Here is a 20,966-nt window from a genome sequence, read left to right on the forward strand (position 1 = left end):
GCGCATTTTGACAGACAACCCCATTATGTTTGCTCTGTCACTGTAATACAAAAAAATGGATAACGTTAGAGTAATTATTAGCGCTATCCATTTTTAATTTTATGGATTTTTATCCATTGAACTTTTTAATTATTTGGAGCTTCATTTTAAAATATTGGTGTTCTGAAATCCCTAATCTATTTGCTAATCGAAGTAATATTCTCTCTTCTCTATCTGTGATTTCTCCATCTTCTAACATAAATTCTATTTCATCTAATAGTTCTTTTTCTTCAGCAGAGTAATTGTTTAGTGATTTTGTAAGTTCTAAAGCACGTGATTCAGTTATATTTAAGCGTTGGCGAAGTCTGTCTAAAATTCTAAGATCCCTTTCGGAAAACTCACCATCTGCTGCTAAAAAAATATATTCTTCTATATATTCATTTTCATTAGTTGAAACGGATAAAGCTGACGTATTGTTAGGTGAATTTAATATAATTTCTTTATCATCGAATTGTTCAATAGGTTTAAACTGCACGTTTACTTTCCATTCTGTTGAAGTACTGTTTTTTATTTCTAAATCAATATCTTTTTTTACGTTCACATTAGCTTGAGCTAAAAATAGTTTTAAATCTATTTTTAAATCATTAATTTCATTTGTATTAAGAATCTGATTTTGACTGGAAGACATGAATTCATTATGTTCTAATAAACTCCCCTCTAATCGTTGTTTTATCAAACGCTGCCAACTAGCCTCATTTGATAACCAGGTTAAATCATTTGGGACGTAAGGGTATTTGATAGGGTTGAACGTTTGGTTTTTTCCTATTCTCAAACTAATTTGACTTTCAGAGGATTCTTTTTGAGTATTTTTATTATCTACTTCTATACCATGTTTTAGTCCCGATAAACCTACATTGACATCGATTTGTCTATTGGAGTTGTTACTGTTACTATCACTATTAATATTTTCAATGGTTATTGATGTGGCTCCTAAACACTGTAATAGATAACAAAACTCATTGATTCGATCAATTAATAGTTCATTGTCATAATGTTGTATGGGAATGTATAAATTTTTATTAAATGGATGACCTATATAGGTCTCATTGTTTATAGGATGGTGTGCAGGAAAAGAAATAGCAGGTAGTTTATTACTTTGTAATACCGTTAATGTATCGGATTTAAATTTTTCATCCGTGTTAGAAATATAAATTACTTTTCGATCTTTATATGGCAATTGATTGAAGCTGTCTAAATATTTGTTGTATAATTGATTGGAGCGTTCTTCACTATAATACCCTGTACTTTCTTTATCTTCAAAATTTTTTAATCCTTCGTTAAAAAGTTGTAAAGCTTCATAATAATTACCTGTTTTCTCAATTAATGTTGATTTGAGCATTTTTGCTCTATCTACCCAATAGTTTATTTCTTGTTCTTTAGCTGTTTTTATTAACTCGTTTAGAGTTTCAATGGCTATAGTATCTTTGTCTAGCTTCCCAAGAACAAAGGCATAGTCGTATTGAAAAAATAAATAGTTTTTTAAGAAATCGTATTCTTCTAAAATGGTATATGCTTTATGATAATCTTTAGCATCAAGTGCTTCATTTATTTCCGCTTGGTAATCTTCAACTGACTTTTCAAAATCAAGATCAATATTGTCAATAGATTCTTTTATTTTTTGAAAGAAAGGTTCAATAGGATCATAATACGCGAAACATATTAAGCCAAAATATTTAGATCCTATTCCAATATATTCACAATTATCGTGGCGTTCTTGCCAAATTTTTTTGTTGTAGGAATCAGTTGTGTTAGCGATTTTATTTTTCCAATATTCTTTTTCATTAGCGATGTGTTCTTTGGTGTAAAAAAAGTAAATGGCATCACTTTTAATTTCTATACTATCTATATCGGCATAATAAATGTACTTTTTCCATTCATCTTCTTTTCCAGATCCATGTTTGTATTCTTCTTTGCAAAAGGACACTCGATTGTCTAGAAAAACGGTAGAATAAGTATAAGTGCGATCTGCGGTCCAAAAGTCGCCTGCTACAAACTGTTCATTGTAAAATAAAATTAATATATCTTCCTCATCACTTAGTTCATGTAGTTTTCTACACTCTATGTTATCAGTTTTGGATAAATTAAAATTTTGAAACGTCATAAATTGGGAGTTTTCAAAATTGGTTGATTTCTCCATAGAGTCATAAAAATGAGTATCTATAATTACCTGCTTGATTAAATCTTTCATTTTTTAAAAAAATTTTGCTATCCTTGTTTTACATTATCTCTTTTCTACAAACTTAATAGCTAGTATAATCAAGAGATGTCAGTGTTTCTTATGCTTTTCCTATTTCTAGATAAAAGTATTTATAAAGAATAAAGAAGTGATTTTTTTTTTGTTGAACTCCCTGTTTTATTTAGTGAAGAGTTTTTTTTAAAGCATATACTACTAGAAATATTAAATTTTTCGTTTAAATATCTCTATTCATATACTCCTCCAACACCTGTTTCAACTTATCCAAATAACAAGTTCTTGATTTAGCCCTTGTTTTCATCCGATGAAAAGCATGATGAATATCTCCTAAAGGAATCTGAAATAGTTCTTGAAAAACAGTAGCTATTTTTCTGATTTCTATTTTACCATTCCCAATAGAACCAGTTACATAAAGCGCATAGATAAGCTCAATAAGTGCATTTTGAGATTCAGACCAAAGTAAAGTAGAGGGCTTTACAATGTTTGATTTACCAGGATAAATCGTTTGCTTTTCTATAAAATCCAATTGATCTTTTAGATAGCTGTAGAACATATTATCAGCTATTATTTTAGCCACTTTAATATCATAATAGGTTGAGAATTCTAAATCGATTTTAAAAGCTACACTGCTTAAACCTTCTTTTAGATCAATGTTTCCCCTTCTAAAATAAAGATGGTCCTTGTCTGTTCGATTGTTTATGTAGTATCTATAAAAATTGGATTTACTAATGTACTTTTTGTTGTGATTTTTAAGCTGAACAAGCTTTTTAGAAAAGAACTTTTTGTCTAGGTGCATTTGTCTGTTAAGACTTGATTCTAATCGGTAGATTTTATTGTAATAGATTAGTTTACCAAGAATAGTGGGTTTCACCACTTTAAAAAAATAGATTTCTTCTTCAATGGGTAAGGTTGAACTAAGCAGATATGCGCTTAACTGATGTAAAATAAGCTGAAGGTTGTTTATAATTTGAATGATGTCTTCTGAAGGTAAAAGTAGATTTAAAGATTCTTCCTGAGTTTGAATGCTTGTAAGCAGGCTATTAAAGTAAGTTTGGTGCTTCATAATACTTGTATTTTTATTTGGTTATTATTTTGCACGATTTTCAAAAAAGGAAGTAAAACAAGGTAGAGGGGAAAGTACGTACTAGTCAATACGTATTATTACGTTTTAATGCTGCGGAAATTACGTATTGCGAATTTTGTTATTAATTCAGAGATTTATTTCATAATTTTAACATGTAGTATTATGAGTATCAGCAGTCAAAGTGGAAAGGTAATTACCTTAGAACAAGCAATAGAGTATACGCATACCTATCAAAGCGAGCACCCAGAAAAGACTAAATCCTTTTTTGTGGGACTAGATAAATTAAATCTGATATTATCACAAAACGATTGTATTGGTCTTCGAATTTATTTAGGTGAGGATCCAGATAGCTCACAAGCCAATATGGTTTTAGTGGGAGTGGATAGTAATCAAGAAGACTTAACTAAGGGGACTCTTTTAGAGGAACTCGTTCCATGTCCTAGAATCTGCCCCAAAAAAAGTGAATTAATAAAAAGAGAGTGATTTATCAAGTTCTAGTCTATATCGCCCTTACCCTTGGGTTGATTCCTTTAATCCTAGGTTTGTTTTGTAAAGACAGAGTTTTTACAAAACAATATCGGGGGTATTTACCGTTAATTGGACTTATGGCTTTGGCAAGTGGATATGAACTTGTTTGTAGTTATTTTCTAAAAATTAATAACGATTATTGGTTTCAAATTTATACACTGTTTGAGTTTTTAGTTATCTTTTACTTTTTTAAATTCATATTTAATCAAAGACTTAGTAGGTATTTAGTTGTCTATCTAAGTCTTTTTTTATTGGTGTATTTATATACCTTTTGGTTTGTATTTCCTGTTGATGTATTAAAAAGTAAATCAATTGGCAAGATAGGGGTGAGTGTGTTGGTTTTTGCTGGAACTTTTTATTGGCTAGGCCAATTGTTTAGCCGTCGTAGTGTTGTAAGGCTTTATAATACCCCTGCATTTTATTTTATTGTTGGGCTTTTTATGTATTACCTCAATACAATTTTCTTTTTTGTTTTAGTGCCACATGTTTATAGTTTGAATCTGTATTTATATGATTATTGGATTGTAAATGTGATCGCTACTTTGTTTTTTCGAATAATGATAATTCTAGGAGTATGGAAAATGATTTAACCTTGATGTTTTGGCTTGGTACTGCTATGACACTTTGCCTTTTTAGTTTAGTACTAGTTTTGATCTATATCTATCAAAAAGGAATGATACGTCAATTAGAGCAGCAGCAAAACGTAAGAATTCAGATTGAGCATCATCAGATGCGAGCTTTGTCTCAAGAGATACACGATGGAATCTGTAGTGATCTAGCAGCTGTATTAAAATACATGGAGCATCTAGACAGTAAGCAGGACAAAAATAAAGAGGAGTATTTAATCACTTCTTTGAAAGAAGCAGTTCAAAGTAGCTATCAAAATGCCCTTAATCTATGTTACAATCTATATCCTTCCGATATAGAAGAGTATAGAATTGTTGATATAATAAAACAATATGTTGGCAGAATTCAGAAAGTTGGTTTGATTCAAATTGATTTCACCACTAATAAACAGACGTTTGTTTTATCCAATACCCAAAAGATTGAACTCTATCGAAGTCTGCAGGAAATTGTCCAGAACATCTTAAAACACAGCAAAGCAACTAAGGTAACAATCGGGGCGTATTGGAATATAAATCACTTGTTTTTAAAGATAAAAGACGATGGAATTGCCTATGACTTTATGGCTTTGAGCAAGGAGAAAAAAGGGATAGGACTTGTAAATATCTTAACTCGAACACAACACATAAAGGCCATGTTTACTCACAAGAGTAAACAAGGGAAAAATGATATAAGTATTAAAATAGACAGATTATGAGTATTCGCATAGCCATAGCTGATGATCATGTAATGTATAGGGGAGGTTTTGCCTTATCACTGGATGCTATAAAAAATGTAGAATTAGTTGTAAGTGTATCTAACGGGCTGGAGCTTTTAGAGCATTTAAAAACACAAGAAGTAGATGTTGTTTTTTTGGATATCAGTATGCCTGTAATGGATGGGTTTACAACGGCAAAAGAGCTTAATTTACAATATCCACACATAAAGATTATCATTTTAAGTAGTTACACTAATATTGGACATATCAAGCGTATGATTGCTTGTAATGTATCGGGATACGTTTCCAAGGTAGCCAATACAGCTACTATAAAAAAAGCAATAAAAGTGGTGTGCAAAAAAGGCTATTATTACGATAAAGAAGTATATCACAAAATTCAAGAAAATCTAAATAATATTAGCCAAGGGACGACTTATTTCACTGAAAGAGAGCTGAGTATTATAAAGCTTTTTGCCTTACAATACAGCGCAAAACAAATTGCAGATACTTTGTGTTGTAGTACAAGAACAGTAGAGAAACACAAAGAAGCATTACTTGAAAAAACGAAAAGTTTTAGTTTTATAGGTGTTCTTATGTATGCCTTATCTAATGGATATCTTCTTCTGGAAGACATTGAATGATTTTATAGTAAAAATACGTATTGATTTGAATTATAGTGAATTGTAGTTTTGATTATCCCAAAATGCAACGACTATGAAAGCCAAATACGTCCTTATAATATCCTACTTCTATATTTTACTTTTTGTATATGCAGCCATAAGTAAGCTCATTACCTTTGAAGCCTTCCAGGTTCAACTAACACAGTCCCCACTGCTTAGCGCTTACGCCAATATCATTGCTTATTTAGTGCTAGGAGCCGAACTATTATTTGCTTTACTGCTTTGTACTAAAACAACAAGACTTTTAGGGCTTTATCTTAGTTATGGGCTTATGGTTGCATTTACCCTCTATATTTATTTGATATTAAACTACAGCGATTTCATCCCTTGTTCTTGTGGTGGAATACTTGAAAAAATGGGATGGACTGAGCATCTTTGGTTTAATATCATTGTAAGTCTACTGGCCTTAGTTGCTTTATTTTTTCATGATCAGAAAAGAAAACGATTTTATCTTGTATCAATCCTCATAACAATAGCTAATAGTTTACTTGTTATTCTACTTTTTCTCTCTTCTGAACATATTATAAAAAAAGAGAATCCTTTTATTAGGAGGTATTTGCCTCACGGCGTGGTAGAGGATGATACCCTAGATTTAAGCGTAAATACTTTTTATTTCTCAGGCTATAATAAAAACAAAGTTTATTTAGGTAATAGTGTATCTCCCCTTATTTTTATAAGTGTTGATTCACTTCTAAATAGAGAAGATTTCACTATTCAAATTGACTCTACACAATTTGGATATCGATATTTACGATTAAAGACTGATTATCCCAATTTCTATTTAGCAGATGGTTCAATTCCAATTGTCTATAAAGGGATGCTTAATTCCAATGAAAAGACCAAGACTACAGAAATATTCAGTTTTAGAGAAGCCTATTTTACCGATTATATCCCTTTAGATTCAACCTCTATTGCCATTAAAAGTCAAAGTAGTGAAGACTACAATAATATTTTAGGACTAATTAATACTAAGACTACTCCAAGAGTTTTTTTAAATTCAACTTTGCTAGAGAGTGATTCTGATGGAGTATTTGATAGCGATGGTATTTTTAGCTTTAGTAAAGAACACAAGACGTTGCTCTATACTTATTTTTATAAGAATAAATACATTTTGGTTAGTGAAACTTTGGATTTAATTAGTCAACGGCACACTATAGATACAACTAAAGCTGTAACTATAACTTCTTCTAAACTAAGTACAGGAGAAAACAAAATGACAACACCTATAAGCGCTATAAACAAAAAAGTAGTGGTTAAAAACAATCTCTTGTTTATTGTATCAAATTCTCTTGGACAAAACGAGTCCAAAGCTATCTGGAAACAAGCTAGTATTGTTGATATCTACGACTTTAAAAAAGACAATTATATAGCTAGTTTTTATATCTATCACCTAGGGGATAGCAAGCTTACTGATTTAATTGTCACAGACCATTATCTCTATGGTTTATTTGATCAAAAGCTTGTCCGTTATCGAATGGCCAAATCACTAACAGATAAGTTTGAGTAAAGTTTGGCTTCACTTTAAAAAATAAGCTATCAACCAATAAATTTTAGTAAGATGAAAAAGTTTTTTAAAACAGCAGTAATGCCAATTGCAGTATTTGTACTAGCTATTGGTGCAGCATTTGCAACTAATGCGATGAAAAACACATTAGCCGTAGTGCCAGGATATCAAAAGATTGATTCTAAGGGGCTTGTGTGTGAACAAAAAGATATGTGTGACACTCAAGGAGTAGAATTATGTACATGGTTTGATGGAAGCACAAATCATCCATTATATGGTAAAACGGTTGACCCTATTTCAGGGCAAACTGTATGTACATTACAATTGCGTAGAATACAAAAACCTTGATATAGGTAGGTTCAAAGAAGATGAGGGTGTCTAAATAGACGCCCTCATTTAATTTTTCAAATGTAATCTTAAGAATAGATTTAGTTTATAATTAATCTTTCTTCTTCGAAAGTAGTATAATATTTAATCCAACGTGTTTCCTTTGTATTTTTATTCTTTAAATAATAATCAAACCAGTTCATTATTCTTTTTGTAAGATCGGTTTGGTTTTCTTTTTTTAGAAGACCGTGTCCTTCATTTTTATAAAATAGGGCTATGTGAGGTACATTATATCTTAGCATTGCAATGAAGAATTCTTTTTGTTGTTCCCAGTGAATATTTTCATCCTTTTTACCTGTATAAGTAAGTAGGGGAGTTGTGATTTTATCTGCATATAGGATAGGAGAGTTTGAAAGAAATACTTCCTTATCTTGTTTAAAGGTTTTAGGCATCCTATATTGACCATTTTCAAATTGAAAAAAGAAAGGAGAAACAAAGTCTTCATTGTACGAGAAATAAGATTTCACAAGGTCGACATTACCAGATCCACTTACTGCTGCTTTAAATAAATTTGTTTGAGTTATAATAAAATTTGTCTCATATCCACCATGAGAAAAGCCAAATAAACCTAATTTTTCTTTGTCAATTGACTTTTCTTTCTCAAGTACTGTTTTTATACTTTCTTCTACACAATGCAGAGCTGATAATCCAGTTCCTTGCTCGATATCAATAATATCAGGAAAAAAGACAAAATAATTGTTTTCTTGAAAAAGTGTTGTGTTAAAACCATCATCATTCAAATTAGTAGGATAATTGAATTCTGTCTTACGGTGAAGTTGTATTGAGTAGATACGTGTAATCATAGGATACTTTTGGTTTGGATGATAGTTTTTTGGATAAAACAAAACGCCTTTTAAATTATTACCATATTGGTCCATGTAGGAAACTATTTTCTGTTTTTTCCAATTATAAAGTGATTGTGGCATTGTGTTTTTTGTAAGTAGATTAGTTTTTCTGTTTTGATAAATATAAACTGTTTTGGGTTTATTAAAGTTTTCTAGACAATAAGTAATTGTATTAAAATCACTACTGTACTTTACATCTGAAATTCGATCTTGCGTATTATCAATGATAGTGGTTTGCTTATTCTTATCAATCAATATAAGTGATTGAATCTGATCATTATTATTTAGTTTTTGAACTAGCAATATATCACTGTTATTTGAAATTGTTTGATGATGTAATTCACTGTTTGTATTAAAAAGGCCTTCAACAGTTGAATTTAGAATTCTATAATTGGTGTCTTTATCACTACCATCTAAAACTATTTTAAACTTTTTGTTTTTTGTATCGTATTGTATTAGATTAGAATTAGATTCAAAATAGAAAAACCTTTCATCTTTAGACCAAGTTCTCAGTTTAGATACTTCTAACACATTGTTACGACTTTTTAGGTTATAACTGTTTTCAATGATTTTATTTTTTGTATTATAAAAATACATTTCATCCTTTTTAATATATACAAAATAAGTTCCTCTTGGGGATAAGCTTGTTGTGTTAAAAGGAGATACTTGTTGTTTTGTAATGATAGTTAATGTATCATTTTGAAGGTCATAAAGACTTATGTCACGAGGTCTTGAAGACCATTGATGGGTGTAATCAAGATATTGATTAGAATCAAAAACCAGTAGTGTTTTCTCATTGATAGGAACAGCATCATGATCGTTTAATTTTTCGGGATGGCTAACCTTTTTATTATAGTAATCAAAAATAACAAAACCATTTGTTTTTAATTCATTAATATTGGCTTTGGAATTAGCAAGTACATTTCCTAAATATCGGTCGTTTGTACTCCAAATTTCAAGTTCTTGTGCATCGTAAGGAAGTTGACCAATAGAGTATAATTGAGTCATTTTAAAGCTACTACCACTTATAGCCTCTAAATCATTAAAATGGGTATCATCACCTAAAATTTGTTTTTCACCTTTATTATTGTTGTAATTAAAAAAAGTTAAATAGGGAAATTTATTATCACTCATTGTTGTTGGAAAAAGAAATACCACAGGATGTTTTTTACTCCAAATCGCATGTCTGATAGGGTGAGTTATTTCACGATTCCTACTTTTTTTTAAATTAGACAGATTGATTAGTTCAATTCCTTTTTCAAAATTGCTGTATTGAATAAGAAGAATTTTTTGATTATCACTTATGCTCGTAAAAGCAATGAGGTCTTTAGAACAGCTCCAAATTTCTTCTATTTTGGTTTGATTGACTTTGATTAATTTATAGGCATCAGTACTTAAATCAAGATAAAAAATAAGTCCGTATTCTTGAATGATTACAGGTTTATCTATAGTAGAAATAATATGCGTTTTTAAGGTACTACCATCAAATATTTCGAGTTCTTTTTTGTTACGATTATAACTTGTTAAAGAGTTGTCTTTAAATTTCTCATATAGGAAATTGGTTTGTTTACCGAGGATTTGTTTGCCATGATTATAAATAAATATACTATCTCTATTAGAATCGAATTTACAGTATTTACGTACAACAGCTAACTTACCACTATTAGAGAGGACTTCATTTCTAAGCTCACTATACTTTAGACTATCAGTACTTATTTGTGCCTTTAATGATAAAGTACCTAATAAAAAGAGTATAAGGTGATAGATAAAACAGATTCTAGTATTCATTTTGTGGATTTAGATTAGGATTGATAAGTAGTTCTTTTTCTGGATAGGGTAGTAAAGCATGTTTATCTTGCCAATTGGGTTTTGAACTTTTTAAAAGTGATAGTTTATTATTTCTTTTTAAATCAAAGAAACGTCTCGCATGCTCTAAGAAAAATTCCTTTTTACTTTCTTCTAGCATGGCTAGTAGCGTCTCTTCATTGCTTAAACTATTTGGTAAATTAGCTAACCCAGCTCTTTGTCTAATCTTGTTAAGATAAGCAATAGCCTCCTTTTCTCTGTTTTGATAAATAAGGGCTTCAGATAATATAAAGTAAGCCTCTTCTACTCTAAAAAGAACTGAACATTCATCTGTATTATTGATGTTATTTTTATACTTGTAATTGAAGCTTGTTGTTCCGTTATTAGAGTATTCTTTAATCCAAGAAAGTTTTCTAAGATCATTACTTTCAAATGAAGTAAGTAAAGAACTACTAAGTTTATAAAGCCAATCATCTACTAGCATGATATAGTTACTTGCTTCATAAGTTGCTGAGGTTGGATTATTATTACTTAACTGCCATAGCGTGCTTTTAGCTGTATTTTTAAAAACTAAGGATAAATCCGTCTCTAAACTGTATAAAGGATTATCTATGACACGTCTTGCATAGATTTCGGCTTTATCGTATTTTTTTTGAAGTAAATAGTTTTTAGCTAAAATAAGTTCAGCCACCGCTTTATTAAGGTAGTATTTATTAGAAGATCTATCATTATAAGTAAGAGTTTCTAAAGTGATAAGTAAATCTTTTTCCAAGTTGTTTAATACCTCTATAGGGACTATTTTTTTTATTGTAGTATTATACTTATAATCTGTAGAGGTTGTATAAGGGATTTCCCCGAAGAGTTGTGTTAATGCTTGATAGTACATTGCTCTTATGACGTATCCCTCAGCTAGAAGTTCCTTTTTTTCTTCTTCTGAAATTCCATTTGATATTGTTACACCATTTATAAAAGAGTTTATAGCATAAATATGGGCATAAGAAGTATTCCAGAAGGTTGCAAGTACAAGCCTTGTGGGATCTATATTGTTGTTGTAGAGTAGAGCACTATCATATGTTGGAGGTATTGATATAGGTTCTAACTCGTCTGTATATAAACCTAATTCAGAACCAATACCTTGACTATTTCCACTATAAATAGAAGTTTCTCTAAGATTTATATACAAATTAGTTAAAGCAGCAGTTGCACTTCGTTTATCTTTAAACAAATTCTCTGTACTGATTTGATCTGTTGGTAAGTCTATTTCAATCATTTTCTCACAAGACTGAAATATTTGTATGCTTATTAGCAATATGAATGTATATCGTAGTTGTTTCATAACTGTTTCAATTTAAAAAGTTAATTGTACACCAAAGGCGTATGTTTTAAGTGGAGGAAGATAACCATAGGCGGTAAACTCTGGATCTAGCCCATAATAGTTTGTGGTTGTCCAAAGGTTTTGTCCTTGAACGTATATTTTTAAAGATTCTATTTTTGGTAACTTTAAAACATAGGATAAAGAGATGTTTTTAAGTCTGATATAGGATGCATCTCCAATTACCATATTGCTATTTTTGTAAGTATTGAGTTGATTCATTATAGTAGAATTTACCCCTGTTGTAAATGCTCCATATTGACTATTTGGATTTGTAGGTGACCAGCTGTTAAGTACTTCTACAGGTTGATTGACAATAGAACCAGGTATAATTAAATTATAGTTGTAATTATAATTGGTTTGCTTTACAAATTGGAATAAAAAATCAAGACTAATATTTTTGTATATCAATGTATTTTGAATTCCACCATGATAATCAAGTTTTCTTTCTTTTATGTTTTGTCTATCATCAGCTGCTGTTATTTTTCCATCGTTATTGTAGTCTGTAAATGTATAGTACCCCGTTAATGGATCAATTCCTTCAAAATTGTATAATCGATTAACACTTGTACTTTTTCCTATAATGAACTGATTTGCATAAGTAGAACTCTCTAGGTTAGGGAAAGAAAGCAATGTGTTTTTGGGAAAAGAAATATTGAAGTTAGTTCTCCAAGTAAAATTTTTTGTTTTAATGTTTTCAGCGTTTAAACTAAACTCCCAACCTTTATTTTCAATTGTTGCCTTAAGATTATCTTGTATAAATGGAAATCCTGTAGTACCAGGCAGAGGAATTCCAACAAGTTGATTAGATGATGTATTTCTATACCAAGCAAGCTCAAATTGTAGTCTATCATTAAACAAAGCAACCTCTAGAGCTGTTTCCAACTTTTTAGTTTTTTCCCAACTAAAATTAGAATTATAAAGTCTTGAAGGACTAAGTCCAGTGAGATCATCATACTTGTTGATATTAAGTTCATAAGTGTCTAGATACTGATAATCCCCAATATTATCATTACCTGATGTTCCATAACTCGCTCGAAGTTTTCCAAAACTAAGCCATGAAGAGTCATTAATTAACTGTTCTTTTGAAAATACCCATGCCACACCTATTGCACCAAAATTTCCAAATTTATTATTGTTTCCAAATCGAGATGAACCGTCACGTCTAGCTGTAAGATTAAGCAAATACTTACTATTATAGTTTAGGTTTAACCTTCCAAAAACAGCGACATATTTGTATTCTAAATTTGATGATTGTGCAATTCCTTTAGCTTTAGCAGCACCAATATTTGAGATAAAATCATTAGTTTGAAAACCATATCCTACTAAATGCAAAGCACTAGTATTACTTTGTTGATATGTCATCCCAACAAGAGTGTTTACTGTTAATTTATCTTTGCTAAATGAGTAATTAATTTGAGGTTCAACTATATAGGACTTTTCATCTCTAAAAGTGTTTTCCGCAGTAGATTCCTCTGAAGTATAATTTCTCTTAGGATTATATATTGTATGAGGAGTAAGTCTTTTTTCCTGAGTATTAGTTCTATTGTAACCAGCATTTAGTTTTAAAAATGTATTTTTAAATAGTTCATAATTTAAATCAATATTTAAAACAAGGTTACTATTATCATTCTCATAGGTTTCAAACATTGATGATATAGGATTTGTATCTCCTGCAAAACTCCAATTTAAACTACCATCAGAATTATATAAGCTTGGTGCATTGGGTGAAAGCGTAAGTGCCTTAGTAGTTAGGTCTTCTGCTATAAGATTATTGCTTTGTAAAGCATAGTTAGTTGATGAATTGAGTTGAAATCTACTATCTTTACTTTTGTGATTTACATTGATAAGAAAAGCATTTCTTTTAAACCCTTTATCCGTTGGAAATACTGTGGTCTGGGTTGCTTGACCTACAGAACCAGAAAAGTGGGTTGTTTCACTTCCTCCATTTATTCCTAGTTGTATGTTTTGACTAAGTGCAGTTCCTCCAATAAGTTCTTTTTGCCAATCGGTGTATCGATTCCTATCCCAAATACCATTCATGTCATAGGCATTTGCCGGATAGGTTGTAATTTTATCGTTTTTAAAAGCTTCATCTCTCATTTTGTTAAACTGCTTAGTATTTAAGAGCTTCATTTTATTTGCAACTTTGCTAAACGATGTAGAAGAGGAGAGTGTAAAAGAAAGCTGTTCTGATTTATTTTTCTTAGTTGTTATAAGAACTACTCCATTTGCACCTCGCGAACCATAAATAGCTGTAGCATCAGCATCTTTTAATATTTCGATACTTTCTATATCCGTTGGATTTATAGCGTTTAGAATATTAGTTTCACTCATGGGAAGAATAGTTGTAGACAATGTTGAATTTGGAAGGTTACTAGTTGGAATCACTACTCCATCAATAACATAGAGTGGTGTATTACCATTTAGAGCACTGTTTTGATAATTGCGAAGACTATTTCGACCCCGAATCTGTATATCAAATCCTCCGCCAGCAACCCCCGTGTTTTGAGTAATACTAACACCAGCCATTCTACCTTGAATGGCTTGAAGTGGATTCAAAACCGGCTGAAACTCGATATCCTTTGCAGTCACTCTTGCAATGCTTCCCGTGCGCTCTCGATCCTTTACCGTATAGTATCCAGCGTTAACTACAATTTCTTCAAGGGTAGTATTATCCTCAAGTAGTTCAATATTTAAAACGGACCCCATACTACTTGAGTACACCATGGATCGCTCTTTGTAGCCGAGCATTGAAAACGTAATCCGATCTCCAACAGCTATATCAATCGTATATTTTCCATCAAGATCAGTAGCTACAGTTTTGTTTCCAACAGATACAATTACTCCACCAAGAACACCTTGAGCGTCCTTTACGGTTCCTGAGAGTTTTATAATTCTTTCTTGCTGCTTATCTTGCAATAGGTAAGAAGCACTAAAAAGCAAATGATTATCATTTGATACGGCATAAGTTGGATAGCTAATTAAAAAGCCAACAAGCATAGCTATCCTATAACCACAAGTGGTCAATATTTGAGTTTTCATAATTTTATAATTGATTTTGATACAACAAGCCTTTAAATCATCAAGATTCATATTGCCGTAGTACTTTGATCGGCCAGTTGTACCAAAAGGTTAGTTAATGGATAATTTGTAATAGATAATAAAAAACTATCTCCTTCACTCTAAGCACGTCTCCCAAAATGCAAAAGAGCAAGGAGATAGCCATGGACTTTTAGCATGGCTCAAAACTCCCTTTAAGCCACACAATTTTTTGTGAGTTTTTGTGCTTACCACTGGCTGACGTCTACATTATAACCAACCTAGATACACCAAGATAGTAAGCGGTTTTTTCCATAATAAAATAGTTTTAAGTGTGATTAATAATTAATAATAGAACAGTAGGAAAGTCTTATTTCATAGCATTTTTCCCTTACTAACTAATTAATTAATTAATTAATATTGCCTTATAACCGAATGGATGAACGAATTATATAGATGTGAATTAAAAGGCAATAGATATCCTGTACGCATCCAAAAACTGTTTTTGGACCTAGCGTAAAAAGTGTATTATGCTAACTAAATAGATAATAGGGTAGCTATCCAACATTAAACAAGTCATGCTAGATACAACTACAACAATGTGATTTAGTTAAACTAAAATTTAATCATAGGCTAAATGTGAGTTTAGTTACTAATTTGTTGTTTTAATAAAATGTAATAATTGATAAATTCTCGAATAGAACATTCGATAAGTCCATTAAGGATAGATAAGGTATTGCAAGCATTCATAAAATAACGAACACTAAACAAATCCACCTTTGTTTTAAAACCTCTATATACCAAATTGGGAGACGGTATTGATTAGAAGTCTGTAGTATTTTAAATATAAAGCGAAACTTAAAAATTTCAATAAAGTGAGAAGTAAATGACAAACCTATATAAAAAAGTTGGCATGGGTACTCACATTATTCGCATTAGAGGTACTGGCATACCATGCAACGAATAAGTGAGCCCATGCCTAGGTCATGGGCTAAGATACTTATTTTCTCGTTGCTAAAATGAAAAGTGCCAGTTTTCTAATGCGAGAAATAAATAAGCTTTAGCTTATATTTTATATGTCATTAAGACTTTGTTTATATCTGTTTCTGAATTAGATATAAAGCAAATATAGTAAAAAAACTAATGGAACGATATATCGTTCCATTAGTTTTTTATATAAATGAGAATTTTATAAAAAAGTTAAAGAGATGACAGAAAAAGAAAAGCTTGGTGAAGGAATTAGGAGAATTAGAGAGACAGTAAAAAGCTCAGATTACAATAAAGACTATATTTCTCAACAAGAGTTAGCAGATAAAAGCATAGATCTTACAAAAAATTATATTGGATTATTAGAGCGAGGGGTATCGAATCCTACATTGGACAAATTAATAATTTTAGCAAAAGGATTGGAAATGGAAAAAGTAACTATATTCAATGTCGAAATTGATGTAAACAAATATATTTCAGAATGGCAAGCTGCTAAAGAAGAAGTAAATGAATAATAATATTTATTAAAAAAAAGACTAAACATTTATATTTAGTTAGTTTCTATTTTTGAAGCTTTATCACTCATCTCTATCCTTTGCTTTTTATCTTCAATTCTTTCTTTTTCCAAAGAATGAAGATAAAATAAAAACAGACTAAAAAGAATTAATGCGTAAGCAAGCCATTTACCAATACGTTCTATAAACCGTATGAATAAAGAAGCTTCAAAGCTTGAGAAGCCTTCTAAACCTGCTACATTTCGACGATAAAATCTTCTTCTATTTATCCAATAAATCAGTCCGATTCCTGAGAGTAAAGACAAAATTCCTAGTATTAAAAAAATATACATATTATGTTGTTTAAGAAATATGATAATCTAGTAATCCTCTAAGTTATAAAATTTACATACTAATCGTGATTTATTTGTAATAAATGATAAAATAGAGTAATTGAAAAAATCTCGAATAGAATATTTAATAAACCCATTATAGATAGATAAGGCATTGTAAGTATTTAGCTAATAGACGAACACAATAAATCCTCCTTTATTTTGAAACTCTTTGTTGTCTACTGAGAGACTGTACAGATAGAGGTTTGTAGTATTTCAAAGCAAGGTGAAGCATATTCATTTCAATGAATTAAAATGCTATAATTCTCTTGAATAACTCAGTACCAAGTGCAGAATTATCTCAATTCGTCACCTTAAACTAAAATAAAAACATGTTTGACATTTCTACCTTTGGAAAGTCTTAATAAAGTTTTTACTTTTAGACTGCGAATCTTTTAAAGAAAAAAACAATCTTAACACAAAAAAATAATGTTTTTAAGTTAAGTAGATGCTAAAGATTCTGCTAGTTTATTTGATTAAGTTATTATTAAAATTGTAATTCTTCTTTCGGAATATTACGCAATTGAGAGGTGTAATGTACTTAAAGAAATTAAGGACAGACAGATTTGAGACAAAATGATATATTAAAATACTGGAGAGATGTAGAGATATTTGATCTTCCTAGCTTTAATAAAGATTCCATACCATTACAAAATGGTGATTTACCTTGGTTAAAAGCTAAAAGAGAGCCTAAAAAGAATTATCAATGGAGATACACTTTGTTTTTTGGAAAGATAGATAATAGTCTTATTATTGATCAGTTAAATACCTTGCTTAAGACAGAAAGCACTGATTGGGAAGAGCCAACAAAAGGATTTAGCTGTTTATCTGCTTTAATAATAAATCAACAAGGTTATATAGAACAAGATAGTTATGTATTAGCTAGTTATGTATTAGGCATAGATGCTCTTAAAAGAAATAAGGAGTTATCTACTATTTCTTTAGAGCTAACTAAAGTAAAGCAAGATTTTTTAGAAAGATACAATATATCAGAATCTCAGGTTGAACAAACCCATTTAAGCTCAAGAGATAAGGTAGTTCATTGGGATCATTTAAAAACAGAAATTGTTTATTTATCGAATTTAGCCCCTTGGTATGATGATGAGATTAAGGTTTTTGTATTAACTGAGGAAGTTTATAAAGATAGCGAACCTGTGGTTGGATTTTTAAATAGTTTTTATCTAGATGATTTAAATTATTTGATTAATTTAAAAACAAGTGATTTTAGTAGTTGTTTAAAGCAATATTTAACCTTGGAACCTAAAGTAGAGAGCCGATCTGATTTGATAGAGAATAAAGAAGTTCTTTTTGATTCTATTAGTCCCGCTTTATTAACTATGGGAAGATGGCCATCTAAAACGGAATACGGGCTTTATACAGCTCAAAGTGGCGCAGTCAATACTATCTTTTCCAACCTTGAGCATGAAGAGGGGATACAAGGGGTGAATGGACCTCCTGGAACGGGGAAAACAACATTACTATTAGACGTAATTGCTGAGGTTATTGTAAAAAGAGCTCAAGTTATATCTGAACTTGGTTCTACTAAGATTTTTGAACCAGGGTATACTAAAATTAAGAAAGAGACTGATTATGATTTATATACTTATGGACTCAATTCTAAACTTCAACAGAACTTTGGAATAGTTGTGGCAAGTAATAATAATGCTGCCGTAGAGAATATAAGTAAAGAACTACCTGCTAAGGCTAAGATTGATACTTGTGTATTTGAACATGCTAGTTATTTTTCTCAGTGCGCTACAGAACTAATTCAAGAACAAAGCTGGGGGGTTTTAGCTGCACCGCTTGGAAATAGTAGAAATAGGGTTAGATTTAGAGAAGCTTTTTGGAAATCAAACAAAGAAGAGGATTCTTTTGGTTTTGAGGCTTTGCTTTACAGTATATACAAGAATGATGATAAATCAGAGATATATTTACATGAGTTTGAAAAAGAAAACAAAAAGTTTAAACACCTAATACAATTATTTAAGGATTTTCAACGTGATTCAAGTTATTTTCACGAATTATTGCCAAAATACCTGAATAACGTAAAGTTAAAAGAGAAGTATTTAAGTCAATTAAAAAAACTTGAATATACGTTATCTTGTTTAGTACAAGAGAAAGATAATCTTTTAGACAAGAAAGTCAGGGCTGAAAAAAATGCAAATACAATTAAGACTAGTGTAGAGTTATTAATGGCTAGTAAACCTAGTTTTTTCTTTTTTCAAAAACTATTAAAAACGAAGAACTATAGATTATGGAAAATCCAGGCAGAGGAAATATTTAGTCAATTAAAAGAGATTAATAATCAGTTAAGGGATTTAGATAACTTGTTTAATATTTGTCAAGATAAAATAAAGGATATAAATTTTAAACAGAACGATATTAAGATACATCTTGTAAAATTGAAGGAGTTTTTTAATGATTATGACGAATTAAAAAAGACACTTAACCATGAGTATGAAATTGATACTAAAAATATTTTTGACAAAGTATTTTATAAAAAAAGCATAACAGATCTTCATCTTTTAAACCCTTATCATTCAAAAAAAATTGCTCAATTGAGAAGTGAAATATTTTTATCAGCCCTAAAGCTTCATGAAAATGCGATTCTTGCCAATGCAAAGAATATTAGAAATAATCTTAATGCTTATTTTCAAATGACGCAGGGAGTGATTAAAACGAATGATAGAATGACTCAAAATCTTTGGGATACCTTTTTTTTATGTGTACCAGTGATTTCTACAACTTTAGCCTCTGCAAGTAGATTATTTTCAAGTTTGAATAAACAACAAATAGGTTGGTTACTTTTAGATGAAGCGGGACAAGCGACACCACAATCTGCCGTAGGGTTAATGCATAGGTCTAAACGCTGTGTAATAGTAGGAGATCCCTTACAAGTTGAACCAGTAGTTACAATGCCAATAGCTCTTTTAAAGAGATTAAGACAAGAGTACCATATTCCAGTAGATTGGTCTTGTGCTAAGGTATCTGTACAGCAATTAGCTGATAGGGTTTCGAAACTTGGTACTTATATGAGAATAGGGGATTCTGATATAAATATATGGACAGGTTTCCCACTTAGAACCCATAGAAGATGTGATGATCCTATGTTTGCAATAGCGAATAAAATAGCTTATAGTGGCCAAATGGTTAAAGCAATAAATGAAAATTCAAAAGAAGAATTTCTAGGTGCATCGTGTTGGTTTAATATAAATAAGGAAGTTAGACTTGAGAACAAACATGTAATTGTTCGAGAAATAGATTTTTTACAAGAAAAAATTAATCAGTTGAGAAAATCTGGATTTAGGGAAGATATCTATGTTATCTCTCCATTTAAATCGATAGCAATGTATTGTGAGACAATTTTTAAATATGACAATAAGGTATATTGTGGGACAATACATAAGTTTCAGGGTAAAGAAGCAGATGTTGTTTTTTTAGTATTAGGGAGCAACCCAAAATCAACAGGTGCTAGAAACTGGGCAAGTGAGAAACCAAATATGCTAAACGTAGCTCTTACAAGAGCTAAAAAGCGATTTTATGTTATTGGAAATAAAAAATTATGGGCTACTTGTGATTATTTTAATGTAATGGCTAGTATTTTGAAATAATATGCAGTAATCAAAAGAGTTGATAATCTTTTGATTACTGTATTATAATTAACAATTGAAAAAAGCACTGCTTGACAAAACAGTGCTTTTTTAATTGCTTTTAATCACCTTTCTTATGTTTATGAGGCTTAAGTGAAGGTGTATTTCCAGGAGTATCTTTATTGTCTCTCTGACGTCTGTCAGGTTTACCTGTTGAAATAGCAATTCTTTTTGGTCCAGGTTTGATTCCCATATCCTAATAAGTTTAAAAAGAATTAATTACTGCTAATTTAGCTAAAAAATAGCTATTCTAAAATACTGTTTTGCTAATATTTATAGCAAAATAATTTGTTTTGATTTTAGATTTCATTACTAATTAATAATCCACCCATTGGCAGAGCTTGGCAGATTTATCTTGCCAAGCTTTGTTGTTTTGTAATGTTAGCTAACAAATTTAATTAACCCATTAAATTCTAACATTATGAATATAGATCGCACAGAATTCCTTTTATGGATGGAACGTATTATGACGCGCTTCGATCATTTGTCAGAACATATAAAAGACCTCCCTATAAAAACTCAAGCTATAGATGGAGAAGAGCTTTTAGACAGCCAAGATGTAATTGGATATTCCGTTTCGATTTGTGCCAGTGATTTCGGAGTACTTGTGCCAGTGATTTCGGTCAAACTGTGCCAGTGAT

14 protein-coding genes are annotated in these 20,966 nt (G+C 30.6%); 8 read left to right on the forward strand and 6 right to left on the reverse strand.

Features of this window, described 5'->3' with window-relative positions:
* Positions 1–109: 109 nt before the first annotated feature.
* Both ACPDHL_RS12395 and ACPDHL_RS12400 read right to left on the reverse strand, forming a co-directional pair.
* The gene (locus ACPDHL_RS12395; RefSeq protein WP_430533075.1) at positions 110–2,227 is read right to left on the reverse strand and encodes a hypothetical protein; all 2,118 of its coding nucleotides are present in this window, start codon (positions 2,225–2,227) and stop codon (positions 110–112) included.
* A gap of 223 nt (positions 2,228–2,450) precedes the next feature.
* The gene (locus tag ACPDHL_RS12400) at positions 2,451–3,296 is read right to left on the reverse strand and encodes an RteC domain-containing protein (RefSeq protein ID WP_430533076.1); all 846 of its coding nucleotides are present in this window, start codon (positions 3,294–3,296) and stop codon (positions 2,451–2,453) included.
* 183 nt (positions 3,297–3,479) lie between these two features.
* Here ACPDHL_RS12400 and ACPDHL_RS12405 point away from each other — a divergent pair, with 183 nt between their 5' ends.
* The 6 genes from ACPDHL_RS12405 to ACPDHL_RS12430 all read left to right on the forward strand — a co-directional run bounded on the left by ACPDHL_RS12405 (position 3,480) and on the right by ACPDHL_RS12430 (position 7,698).
* Positions 3,480–3,800, forward strand: a complete 321-nt coding sequence (locus tag ACPDHL_RS12405; protein WP_155092812.1) for a hypothetical protein — start codon at positions 3,480–3,482, stop codon at positions 3,798–3,800.
* Positions 3,797–4,435, forward strand: a complete 639-nt coding sequence (locus tag ACPDHL_RS12410) for a hypothetical protein (protein WP_430533077.1) — start codon at positions 3,797–3,799, stop codon at positions 4,433–4,435. The genes ACPDHL_RS12405 and ACPDHL_RS12410 overlap by 4 nt, the downstream gene beginning before the upstream one ends.
* Complete coding sequence (locus ACPDHL_RS12415) at positions 4,420–5,166, forward strand: sensor histidine kinase (RefSeq protein WP_430533078.1); 747 nt, start codon at positions 4,420–4,422, stop codon at positions 5,164–5,166. Before ACPDHL_RS12410 ends, ACPDHL_RS12415 begins: the two co-directional genes overlap by 16 nt.
* Positions 5,163–5,807, forward strand: a complete 645-nt coding sequence (locus ACPDHL_RS12420; protein WP_060873512.1) for a response regulator transcription factor — start codon at positions 5,163–5,165, stop codon at positions 5,805–5,807. Before ACPDHL_RS12415 ends, ACPDHL_RS12420 begins: the two co-directional genes overlap by 4 nt.
* 73 nt (positions 5,808–5,880) lie before the next feature.
* Positions 5,881–7,353 carry a MauE/DoxX family redox-associated membrane protein gene (locus ACPDHL_RS12425; protein WP_430533079.1) on the forward strand — a complete coding sequence of 491 codons (1,473 nt, stop codon included), beginning with the start codon at positions 5,881–5,883 and terminating at the stop codon, positions 7,351–7,353.
* 51 nt (positions 7,354–7,404) lie between these two features.
* Entirely contained in the window at positions 7,405–7,698 is a 294-nt protein-coding gene (locus ACPDHL_RS12430; RefSeq protein ID WP_283829013.1) for a DUF6520 family protein, read from the forward strand.
* Positions 7,699–7,778: 80 nt separating this feature from the next.
* Here ACPDHL_RS12430 and ACPDHL_RS12435 read toward each other — a convergent pair whose 3' ends face one another.
* The 3 genes from ACPDHL_RS12435 to ACPDHL_RS12445 form a co-directional block, all read right to left on the reverse strand.
* Positions 7,779–10,370 carry an alpha/beta hydrolase family protein gene (locus ACPDHL_RS12435; RefSeq protein ID WP_430533080.1) on the reverse strand — a complete coding sequence of 864 codons (2,592 nt, stop codon included), beginning with the start codon at positions 10,368–10,370 and terminating at the stop codon, positions 7,779–7,781.
* A complete protein-coding gene (locus tag ACPDHL_RS12440) occupies positions 10,360–11,658 on the reverse strand; it encodes a RagB/SusD family nutrient uptake outer membrane protein (RefSeq protein ID WP_430533081.1) in 1,299 nt (432 codons plus the stop codon). Before ACPDHL_RS12440 ends, ACPDHL_RS12435 begins: the two co-directional genes overlap by 11 nt.
* Positions 11,659–11,736: 78 nt before the next feature.
* On the reverse strand, positions 11,737–14,805 hold the full coding sequence (locus ACPDHL_RS12445; RefSeq protein WP_430533085.1) for a SusC/RagA family TonB-linked outer membrane protein: 3,069 nt from the start codon (positions 14,803–14,805) through the stop codon (positions 11,737–11,739).
* A 1,205-nt stretch (positions 14,806–16,010) separates the two neighbouring features.
* Between ACPDHL_RS12445 and ACPDHL_RS12450 the strand changes: the two genes are divergently transcribed.
* Positions 16,011–16,304, forward strand: coding sequence for a helix-turn-helix domain-containing protein (locus ACPDHL_RS12450; RefSeq protein WP_430533082.1), 294 nt, complete (start codon positions 16,011–16,013; stop codon positions 16,302–16,304).
* A 35-nt stretch (positions 16,305–16,339) separates the two neighbouring features.
* On the opposite strand, the gene ACPDHL_RS12455 is transcribed toward ACPDHL_RS12450, so the two are convergent.
* Positions 16,340–16,636 (reverse strand): hypothetical protein, encoded by a 297-nt coding sequence (locus ACPDHL_RS12455; protein ID WP_430533083.1) that lies wholly within the window; start codon positions 16,634–16,636, stop codon positions 16,340–16,342.
* Positions 16,637–17,241: 605 nt separating this feature from the next.
* Here ACPDHL_RS12455 and ACPDHL_RS12460 point away from each other — a divergent pair.
* Positions 17,242–20,286 carry an AAA domain-containing protein gene (locus ACPDHL_RS12460; protein WP_430533084.1) on the forward strand — a complete coding sequence of 1,015 codons (3,045 nt, stop codon included), beginning with the start codon at positions 17,242–17,244 and terminating at the stop codon, positions 20,284–20,286.
* The last annotated feature ends 680 nt before the right edge of the window (positions 20,287–20,966 follow it).

Source organism: Myroides sp. C15-4 (assembly GCF_050522745.1).
Taxonomy (GTDB): Bacteria; Bacteroidota; Bacteroidia; order Flavobacteriales; family Flavobacteriaceae; genus Flavobacterium.

What these genes read in the sequence shown, in the direction of transcription:
- ACPDHL_RS12395 (WP_430533075.1), bottom strand. Translation starts at nt 2,227, where the DNA reads ATGAAAGATTTAATCAAGCAGGTAATTATAGATACTCATTTTTATGAC.
- ACPDHL_RS12400 (WP_430533076.1), bottom strand. Translation starts at nt 3,296, where the DNA reads ATGAAGCACCAAACTTACTTTAATAGCCTGCTTACAAGCATTCAAACT.
- ACPDHL_RS12405 (WP_155092812.1), top strand. Translation starts at nt 3,480, where the DNA reads ATGAGTATCAGCAGTCAAAGTGGAAAGGTAATTACCTTAGAACAAGCA.
- ACPDHL_RS12415 (WP_430533078.1), top strand. Translation starts at nt 4,420, where the DNA reads ATGGAAAATGATTTAACCTTGATGTTTTGGCTTGGTACTGCTATGACA.
- ACPDHL_RS12420 (WP_060873512.1), top strand. Translation starts at nt 5,163, where the DNA reads ATGAGTATTCGCATAGCCATAGCTGATGATCATGTAATGTATAGGGGA.
- ACPDHL_RS12425 (WP_430533079.1), top strand. Translation starts at nt 5,881, where the DNA reads ATGAAAGCCAAATACGTCCTTATAATATCCTACTTCTATATTTTACTT.
- ACPDHL_RS12430 (WP_283829013.1), top strand. Translation starts at nt 7,405, where the DNA reads ATGAAAAAGTTTTTTAAAACAGCAGTAATGCCAATTGCAGTATTTGTA.
- ACPDHL_RS12435 (WP_430533080.1), bottom strand. Translation starts at nt 10,370, where the DNA reads ATGAATACTAGAATCTGTTTTATCTATCACCTTATACTCTTTTTATTA.
- ACPDHL_RS12440 (WP_430533081.1), bottom strand. Translation starts at nt 11,658, where the DNA reads ATGATTGAAATAGACTTACCAACAGATCAAATCAGTACAGAGAATTTG.
- ACPDHL_RS12445 (WP_430533085.1), bottom strand. Translation starts at nt 14,805, where the DNA reads ATGAAAACTCAAATATTGACCACTTGTGGTTATAGGATAGCTATGCTT.
- ACPDHL_RS12450 (WP_430533082.1), top strand. Translation starts at nt 16,011, where the DNA reads ATGACAGAAAAAGAAAAGCTTGGTGAAGGAATTAGGAGAATTAGAGAG.
- ACPDHL_RS12455 (WP_430533083.1), bottom strand. Translation starts at nt 16,636, where the DNA reads ATGTATATTTTTTTAATACTAGGAATTTTGTCTTTACTCTCAGGAATC.